This window comes from Bacillus sp. GMa5/1 (assembly GCF_050172015.1).
GTDB lineage: Bacteria > Bacillota > Bacilli > Bacillales > Bacillaceae_G > Bacillus_A > Bacillus_A cereus.
This window is the reverse complement of record NZ_JBNLYC010000169.1, coordinates 1-8,172: the sequence shown is the minus strand read 5'-3', so window position 1 is coordinate 8,172 and position 8,172 is coordinate 1. Positions and strand designations below refer to the sequence as shown.

Genomic DNA, 8,172 nt, shown 5'->3' with positions numbered 1-8,172 from the left:
TATTTTGCTCATTGCGCTTTTTTATTTTCCTCACTATTTCAACTAAACTTTGTGTAATAATACATATTTCAAATACATTATTTCCTTTCACTCATACTTTTATCATTGAGTTTTTATTCACAAATTCGTAACACATACATATGAGTTATCGTGCTAAAATTAGTTTATTCACAAGAAGAAGTTCTTCTTAATAAATCAATCATTTTTAATACCCTGTTTAAAGCCTTGCCCCCCTGCAAGGTTTTTTCCTATTTAAATAGAGTAGTAGTTTTCGTTATGCTTCTCTCCCCCTTGTTCCTTACCCTACAAATAATACTTCATATTTATTTTAATTTTTCAGCATCCGTACTCGCTCTGTTCGAGAGCTCTTTACCAAATATTCAATCTAATGATAAGATTGACCAAATTAATATTTTCGTCCATAACTGTATCAAAAAGTACACTAAAGAAAAAATAGCACTCTCACAATTAAGTAAACGCGAGCTTTTTCTTCTATCTACTTACTATTTAAGGTTAATAGTGATATAACCAGATTTAAAAATTCGACTTAAATTCATTGATGAATGGAGAGGTTTATATGAAATTGAAAGACAAAGTAGCAATCATAACTGGTGGTGCAAGTGGAATTGGCGAATCTACTGTTCGTCTTTTTATCGAAGAAGGTGCAAAAGTAGTTATTGCTGACTTTTCTGAACGTGGAAAAGAACTATCAGATGAATTGAATGCACATGGATATAATACGTTATTTATTAAAACTGATGTAACAAAAGAGGCAGATATTAAACAGCTAATTCATGAGACAGTAAGTACATACGGTAAATTAGATATTATGTATGCCAATGCCGGCGTTGCTGATGATGCACCAGCAAACGAATTATCCTATGAAAAGTGGAAAAGAACTATTGATATTAATTTGTCTGGGGTATTCCTTTCTGATAAATATTCGATTGAACAATTCCTTAAACAAGGTACAGGTGGTGTCATCGTTAACGCTGGTTCGATTCATAGTTTTGTTTCATTACCTACCCCAACAGCATACTCCTCTGCAAAAGGTGGTGTGAAACTATTAACTCAAAATTTATGTACTGCCTACGCTAAATATGGAATACGTATTAATGCGGTGTGCCCCGGTTATATTGACACCCCTTTACTTGGTAGTGTTAATCCTGAACAGAAAGAATATTTAGCTTCACTTCATCCACAAGGCAGACTTGGAACACCAGAAGAAGTCGCTAAAGCTGTCTTATTTTTAGCAAGTGATGATGCTAGTTTTGTTAACGGTACAACACTTCTTGTTGATGGAGGCTATACTGCACGTTAATTTAAAAATTTTGAAGCACCCTAAGAAATATATAGTCTTCAACAAGAAAAAGCGCCATCACAAGTGACGGCGCTTTTTCTATGTAAGAGCAACTAGAAGGTATCCTTCTAGCCTACTCCCATTTATAAGTCCAAAACTGTTCAAGTTGCAGCCATTTTAATGTTGCTGCATCTTTGTTTTTTATTTTTGCATGCGTGTCTTCAAGCATTGCTTCTGTTTGTGAACGGTGCGCACCTAATGCAGTTAATTTATGATCAAATACTTCACTAATGTTATTTACAACATCCGGTTCTCCTAATACTGCTTCACGATTTTTCGTAATCGCAACAGCATGGATAACTGGGCGCTCTTCTTTTGGCATACGTGATACAGCGCGAACGACAGCGCGGCCAAATGCATTATGATCTGGATGTACACCGTGCTCTGGATAAAATGTAATAATTCGAGATGGATTTACTTCTTGAATAATTGCTTCAATTTTGTCAGCAACGAAATCAACATCTTCAAATTCTAACGTTTTATCATGGAAGCCAAGCATTCTTAAATCTTTAATACCCATCGCTTCACAAGCATCTTTCAATTCTTTCTTACGGATATGTGGAATCGTTTCACGGTTAGCGAATACGTTCTTACCCATGTTACGTCCCATTTGTCCTAGAGTACCACATGCATACGTTACAGGTACTCCTTGATCTGTTAATAAGCGAATTGTTCCTCCCGCAGCATATGCTTCATCATCTGGATGCGGAAATACAACAAGTACATGTCTCTCCATAAGTTTCCCTCCTTCTTACTTAAATGGTGTTAAGCTTAACTCAAGTGCAACTGCTAGACGACCTAAATTATCATGTCCAGCTAATAATAAACGCTCTTGATCGTCTACTTCCCAGTGCGTAATACCTTCAGCATATACCCAACCGTGATCCATTTTCAAACCAACTCGGTATGGATTTGTTCCCGTTATCTTCCCGCGTTCAAAACGGATAATCGCATTTCGAATAAAAGCACCAACTGTCATCATCTTTTCATTTATGTGTGATGCATACGCTCCGTTTGTCGTTTCTAAATGAATATATACATCTTTATTTACAAAACGTTCAATTTCATTTTGAATAAGAGAACTATCTTTTACTATTTCCATCGGAATTCACCTCTTTAAACCATTTTACGCAAAAATAATGTAAATTGCTATCTCTATATTAGAGGACAACGCTCACTTTTCCTAATAATTTGCACTGTGTTTTTTATATTTTTTATATGATATGTAAAAAATGCATTTTTTCCTTCACTTTGTTAAATAGTTTTCTTTCTTTTTTGAATTTGCTACAATATATTTTATCCCGTATTATTGCAGCGAGATACATTTCGACAATTGAATACATAATTTAAAGAAGGTGACATGATTGGAACAGTCAGCACATGAAGTAGCAAATTGGCAATATTATTTTGCAATTGCCGTATTTTTAATCACGTACGGATTTATTATTTCTGAGAAATTGAATCGTGCTGTAATCGCACTATTCGGTGCTGCTATTATGATTATTTTTGGAGTTGTAGATTTACATACTGCTTTCACATCACATATTCAATGGGAAACGATTACCCTTTTAATTGGGATGATGATTCTCGTACATATTACGAGTCAATCAGGCGTCTTTGAATTTGTGGCCATTAAAGCGGCAAAAGCAGCTGGTGGAAAACCGATTCGCATTTTATTATTACTATCCCTATTAACTGCTGTCGGATCAGCATTTTTGGACAATGTAACGACTGTTTTATTAATCGTTCCTGTTACATTATCCATTACACGTATTTTAAAAGTAAATCCTGTGCCTTATTTGATTTCAGAAGTGCTGTTTTCAAATATAGGCGGAACAGCAACATTAATCGGTGATCCACCTAATATTATGATTGGATCAGCAAACAAGCATTTAGACTTTAACGCCTTTTTACTTAACTTAGCTCCAATCGTAATTATTATTTCTATCGTGACACTTGGCATTATTTACTTCATGTATCGTAACAAACTAAAAACAACACCTGAACAAATCGAAAAACTAATGGCATTAAACGAAAAAGATTACATTAAAGATCAAAGCCTCCTTTTAAAATCTATTTCGATTTTAGGACTAACTATTTTAGGCTTCGTACTTCATTCGATTATTCATGTAGACGCTGCTGTTATCGCGATGACAGGCGCTACACTTCTTATGTTAATCGGCGTGAAAGAACATGATATTGAAGATGTATTTGCCCATGTTGAATGGGTAACCATTTTCTTCTTCGCCGGATTATTTGTTCTCGTTGGCGGGTTAATTGATATCGGACTTATCTCTTCACTTGCAAGAGAAGTAATCGACGTAACAAACGGTGACATCGGATTCGCAGCTATACTTATTTTATGGGTATCTGGCATCGCATCTGCGACAATCGACAACATCCCATTTGTCGCAACGATGATTCCTCTTATTCAAGACTTAGCTACAGGACTCGGACTATCTGTCGATTCTCCGCAAATCGAAGTACTATGGTGGGCGTTATCTCTTGGAGCTTGCTTAGGAGGAAATGGAACACTAATCGGTGCATCTGCAAACGTAGTCGTTGCTGGTATTGCAAAACGTGAAGGACATGGCTTCTCTTATATGGACTTCTTAAAAATTGGTTTACCATTAACTATTGTTGCACTCTTGTTATCACATGCTTATATATATTTACGTTATTTAATGTAAAAGTTGCATTGCATGAAATTATATCGTCAAATACAAAAGGTTTGCAGCATCCGTGCTGCAAACCTTTTTTCATCACCAAAATATACCGATAATTGCTAAACCACCTAAAATCATACCACCAATTTGTCCGACAATTGTTGGTGATAATTGAACACCTTTTCTCACTTCAACAACTGGTCTTTCGTGCCTTAGTTGCTGCACTTCACTTTGAAGTTGGTGCACACTTCCGTGTAACTCTTTAATAAGTTCTTTTAATTCGGCGACCTCTTCATTTACTGGTTTTGCCTTTTCTAAATTCATTTTACATGACTCCTTATAAATTCAATCAACACACTGTAAATTTTCGCCAATTACCATTATATCTCCTGCATACTACATATATAATTTCGAATGTACTTTCTAACCTTGCAGCTCTATCCATTCATCCCGCAATATCCCCATAATCATACGGTCAAAACACTTCCCATCTCTTTGAACCGCTTCTCTCATACAGCCTTCCATTTGAAAACCCATCTTTTTATACAATGCAATGGCAGGTTTATTATACGAAATAACATCGAGACCGATGCGGTGTAAATTCAATTCATAGAAAGCATACTTTAGAATAAGATGTATTGCTTCTTTCCCATATCCTCTTCCTCTATCATTCGCATCTCCTATACCAATGGCTAATAAACCTGTTTTGTTATTCCACTCTATACCATGAATCGCCACAAAACCAATTAGGCGATCTTCTTGAACTGTCCTTACCATGAAAGAAACACTATTCGATCTCCGTCCTTTTAATAACTCATCACTTGCTATTTCTTGTAACGATTGCGGAAACGCTACATCTGTATCGACATTTCTTAAATACTCACTATCCTCTTGCCACATAACCATTACTACAGCATCTGATTCTCTAATAGCGGATAATTTTACAATTTTATTTTGAAAAAGATTCATCGTCATTTCAAACTCCCCCTTTTTTAATAACGGGGATACTTATTTTAGCCTATTTATCCCCTTGTTCCATAAACTGCTTTATAAACGGGATACTTACAATAAGCGCTGACATTGGCACATCTCCTCTACACGAAATTAATTTCATTGTATAATTTTTCGTTTATTCTAACAATAATAAAAAGCCCTCCAAATTTAGAGGGCCTTTCCTAATAGCAAAACTATATTATTTCGTAAACATTTTCTCTGCTTCATCCATTGCCATTTTGTTACCTAAAGCAGAATAGTCAAGCCATGGTTGGTCATTGATAATATATACATGCTTGCCTTTAACAGCTTTTAAGTCTTTCCAAATTGGTGTTTCTTGAAGTTGTTTAAATGCAGCTTTTGCTTTATCATCTCTATTTACAACAACGAAAATCGCATCTGCATCAAAGTCAGGTAATACTTCTTGTGAAATGACTTCGAAAGGGCGGTTTCCATCAATTTTCTCTACACCATTTGCAGGTTGTAATCCTAAGTCTTGGAATAAAATTGGTCCCATCGGTCTTTTCGTACTAAATACACGTAATTCTTTTGCAGTAACGCGAATTGCCATTACTTTTTCGTTATTACCTAGCTCTTTATCTATTAAACCTTTTACTCGTTTTGATTGCTCTTCGTAATCTTGAATATATTGATCCGCTTCTTTCTCACGGTTTACAAGTTTACCAACTTGTTTTAAATGGTCTCTCCATGTACCTTCATCTAAATTGAAAGTATGCGTTTTTGCAATTTTTTCGTATTTCGCTACATCTTTACCAGCATATTTTTCATCAACATAAATGTCAGTTGGCTTTAATTGAAGTAACGCTTCCATATTCGGATCTGTTACAACACCAAGCTTCTTCGTATCTTTCAACTTCTCTTTAGCGTGCGGTAAGAAATCTTTTAAATCTCCACCAATAACAGAACCTACTGGTGTAATTCCTAATGCAAGTAAATCATTCGTTAAATGAATAGACATAGAGGCAATTTTTGGGTCATTACTTTTTTTCGTTTTTTTCGTTGCCTCTTCATTAGATTTCGTTTGACCACATGCTGCTAGTACTAAAATACACATGATGCTAAATAAAATAGTAAGTTTCTTTTTCATATGTTCTCCTCTTTGAAGTATTTATTTTGTTTTTGTAAGTAAATAAAGAAAATACGGTGCTCCTAATGCGGCCACTACTACACCAGCTGGAATAGAGTTTGGCTCAAATATAGAACGACCTATCGTATCTGCTAGCACTAAAATAATCATTCCGATAATGCCAGCTAAAGGAAGAAAGTGTTGATATGTAGTACCTACTAACTTCCTTGCGATATGCGGAGCAACTAAACCAATAAAACCAATCCCTCCTGCCATCGATACACTCGCGCAAGATAATCCAACCGCTGTAGCTAAAAGGAGTAACCGTTCTTTTTGAACAGAAACACCAAGTCCCGCTGCCACACTATCACCGAGTGACAATGCATTTAACGTTTTAGATTTTAGCCATGCATACGGAGTTAGTATGAAAATCCAAGGTAATAATGCAAGGACATGAATCCAATCCCTTCCCCACACGTTACCAACTAACCATCTAGAAGCGAATGTATATGTCTCATCATTTAACTTGAGAGAGAAAAATAACGAAATTGCACTAAAGCCAGCTGAAACCGCAATACCAACGAGAATAAGTCTAATGGGAAGTAAACCTTTTGATCGATCACTCGCAAGTAAAATAATAAGAAATGCAGCTAATACTCCTCCGCCAAATGTAAATAACGGTATTAATATCGATGCATTCTCATTAATAGAATGAAAGAAAGTAACGAATATAATTAGCCCGAAAGATGCACCTGAATGCAGTCCAAGAATACCAGGATCGGCCAACGCATTCCTTGATAACCCTTGCAAAATCGCACCGGAAATCCCAAGGCCAATACCAGCTAACATTGTGATTATAATTCTTGGCATACGATAATCGTACAGCACGGTTGCACTCTCAAAATCACCATGACCGAAAAGCGTTTGAATTACTTTGAGCGGTGCAATGCTAAGTGTCCCCGTATTTAAGCTAAGCAAAATGACAGCGATACTAATACAACCAAATATTGTAGTTATAGTAACGGCTCTCGTTTTATCTGTGTTTAAAATCTTCTTCACTTACAACTCCCTCCCAACTTTACGTGCTATATAGAGGAAGAACGGAACTCCAACAAGAGCCACCATAATTCCTATCGCCAGTTCTTTAGGAGGGTTTACTGTTCTTGCCCCTAGGTCAGCTAAAACTAATAACATAGCACCTAATAATGCTGACATAGGAATAATGAGTCGATAATTCACACCAACTAATTTTCTAGCAATATGCGGGATAACTAGTCCTACAAATCCAATAGAGCCAACAGCTGAAACAGATACACCTGCAAGAATGACTACTATAATCATCCCTAGTATTCTCGTTCGGTTCGTTTTTACTCCTAAATTCGTAGCGACATCATCCCCCATTGATATGAGTGAAATAGACCGCCCTAAAATTGTCGCAAAAACAATTGTTATGAGAATAATAGGAACTAAAAATTTCAAGTGTTCCCACTTAACCCCTGTAACACCACCAGCGTACCAAAAAGCTAAATCTTGACTTAAGTCATAATAAATCGCGACACCTGAACTTAACGAATGTAAAAGCGCAGCCATAACTGCCCCAGCGATCGTTAATCTCATCTGTGTTAATCCGCCTGATGTGGCCGATCCGATAATAAAAATGAGTACTGTACTTAAGACCGCTCCAATAAAGGAGACAATCATTAAATAGGAATACGGCATATGCGGAAAAAAGGCAAAACTAAGTGCTACTACAAACATCGCACCTGCATTTATGCCAAGTACACCTGCATCAGCTAAAGGATTTCGTGTTACTCCTTGCATAACAGCCCCAGCGACCGCAAAAGCCGCTCCTACAACTGCTGCGCCAATTACCCTTGGGAGCCTTAATTCGTAAATGATTTGATGCTGCGTTAATTTCGGATTGTAATCAAAAACCGCTGTCCACACCGTTTGCAAATGAATATCCTTTGCACCAAATGCGACGGCCAAAAATATAGATCCAATTAAACATATAATTGTTAAGCTCATAAAACATATGAACTTAATATGTATCCAGCGGTTATTGC

The 8,172-nt window shown here is 36.4% G+C and carries 9 protein-coding genes; 2 read left to right on the top strand and 7 right to left on the bottom strand.

Annotated elements, in window-relative coordinates:
• Window positions 1–577 precede the first annotated feature (577 nt).
• Window positions 578–1,321 carry an SDR family NAD(P)-dependent oxidoreductase gene (locus ACQGSG_RS24050; RefSeq protein ID WP_000768017.1) on the top strand — a complete coding sequence of 248 codons (744 nt, stop codon included), beginning with the start codon at window positions 578–580 and terminating at the stop codon, window positions 1,319–1,321.
• Window positions 1,322–1,433: 112 nt separating this feature from the next.
• On the opposite strand, the gene bshB2 is transcribed toward ACQGSG_RS24050, so the two are convergent.
• Together bshB2 and ACQGSG_RS24040 are read right to left on the bottom strand one after the other, a co-directional pair.
• Entirely contained in the window at window positions 1,434–2,096 is a 663-nt protein-coding gene (gene bshB2 / locus ACQGSG_RS24045; protein ID WP_000439483.1) for a bacillithiol biosynthesis deacetylase BshB2, read from the bottom strand.
• A 15-nt stretch (window positions 2,097–2,111) separates the two neighbouring features.
• Window positions 2,112–2,462, bottom strand: coding sequence for a YojF family protein (locus ACQGSG_RS24040; RefSeq protein ID WP_000407045.1), 351 nt, complete (start codon window positions 2,460–2,462; stop codon window positions 2,112–2,114).
• Window positions 2,463–2,724: 262 nt separating this feature from the next.
• Between ACQGSG_RS24040 and ACQGSG_RS24035 the strand changes: the two genes are divergently transcribed.
• The gene (locus ACQGSG_RS24035; RefSeq protein ID WP_000437992.1) at window positions 2,725–4,050 is read left to right on the top strand and encodes an ArsB/NhaD family transporter; all 1,326 of its coding nucleotides are present in this window, start codon (window positions 2,725–2,727) and stop codon (window positions 4,048–4,050) included.
• A gap of 72 nt (window positions 4,051–4,122) precedes the next feature.
• Here ACQGSG_RS24035 and ACQGSG_RS24030 read toward each other — a convergent pair whose 3' ends face one another.
• The 5 genes from ACQGSG_RS24030 to ACQGSG_RS24010 all read right to left on the bottom strand — a co-directional run.
• The gene (locus ACQGSG_RS24030; RefSeq protein WP_001047304.1) at window positions 4,123–4,350 is read right to left on the bottom strand and encodes a hypothetical protein; all 228 of its coding nucleotides are present in this window, start codon (window positions 4,348–4,350) and stop codon (window positions 4,123–4,125) included.
• Between the two features lie 99 nt (window positions 4,351–4,449).
• Window positions 4,450–5,001, bottom strand: a complete 552-nt coding sequence (locus ACQGSG_RS24025; protein ID WP_000178468.1) for a GNAT family N-acetyltransferase — start codon at window positions 4,999–5,001, stop codon at window positions 4,450–4,452.
• Window positions 5,002–5,218: 217 nt separating this feature from the next.
• A complete protein-coding gene (locus ACQGSG_RS24020; protein WP_098869837.1) occupies window positions 5,219–6,127 on the bottom strand; it encodes an iron-hydroxamate ABC transporter substrate-binding protein in 909 nt (302 codons plus the stop codon).
• 21 nt (window positions 6,128–6,148) lie between these two features.
• Window positions 6,149–7,165: a FecCD family ABC transporter permease gene (locus ACQGSG_RS24015; protein ID WP_061655011.1), complete on the bottom strand. Its 1,017-nt coding sequence runs from the start codon at window positions 7,163–7,165 to the stop codon at window positions 6,149–6,151.
• The coding region (locus ACQGSG_RS24010) for a FecCD family ABC transporter permease (protein WP_426948186.1) at window positions 7,166–8,172 on the bottom strand (1,007 nt) is incomplete at its 5' end. It lies immediately after the preceding gene.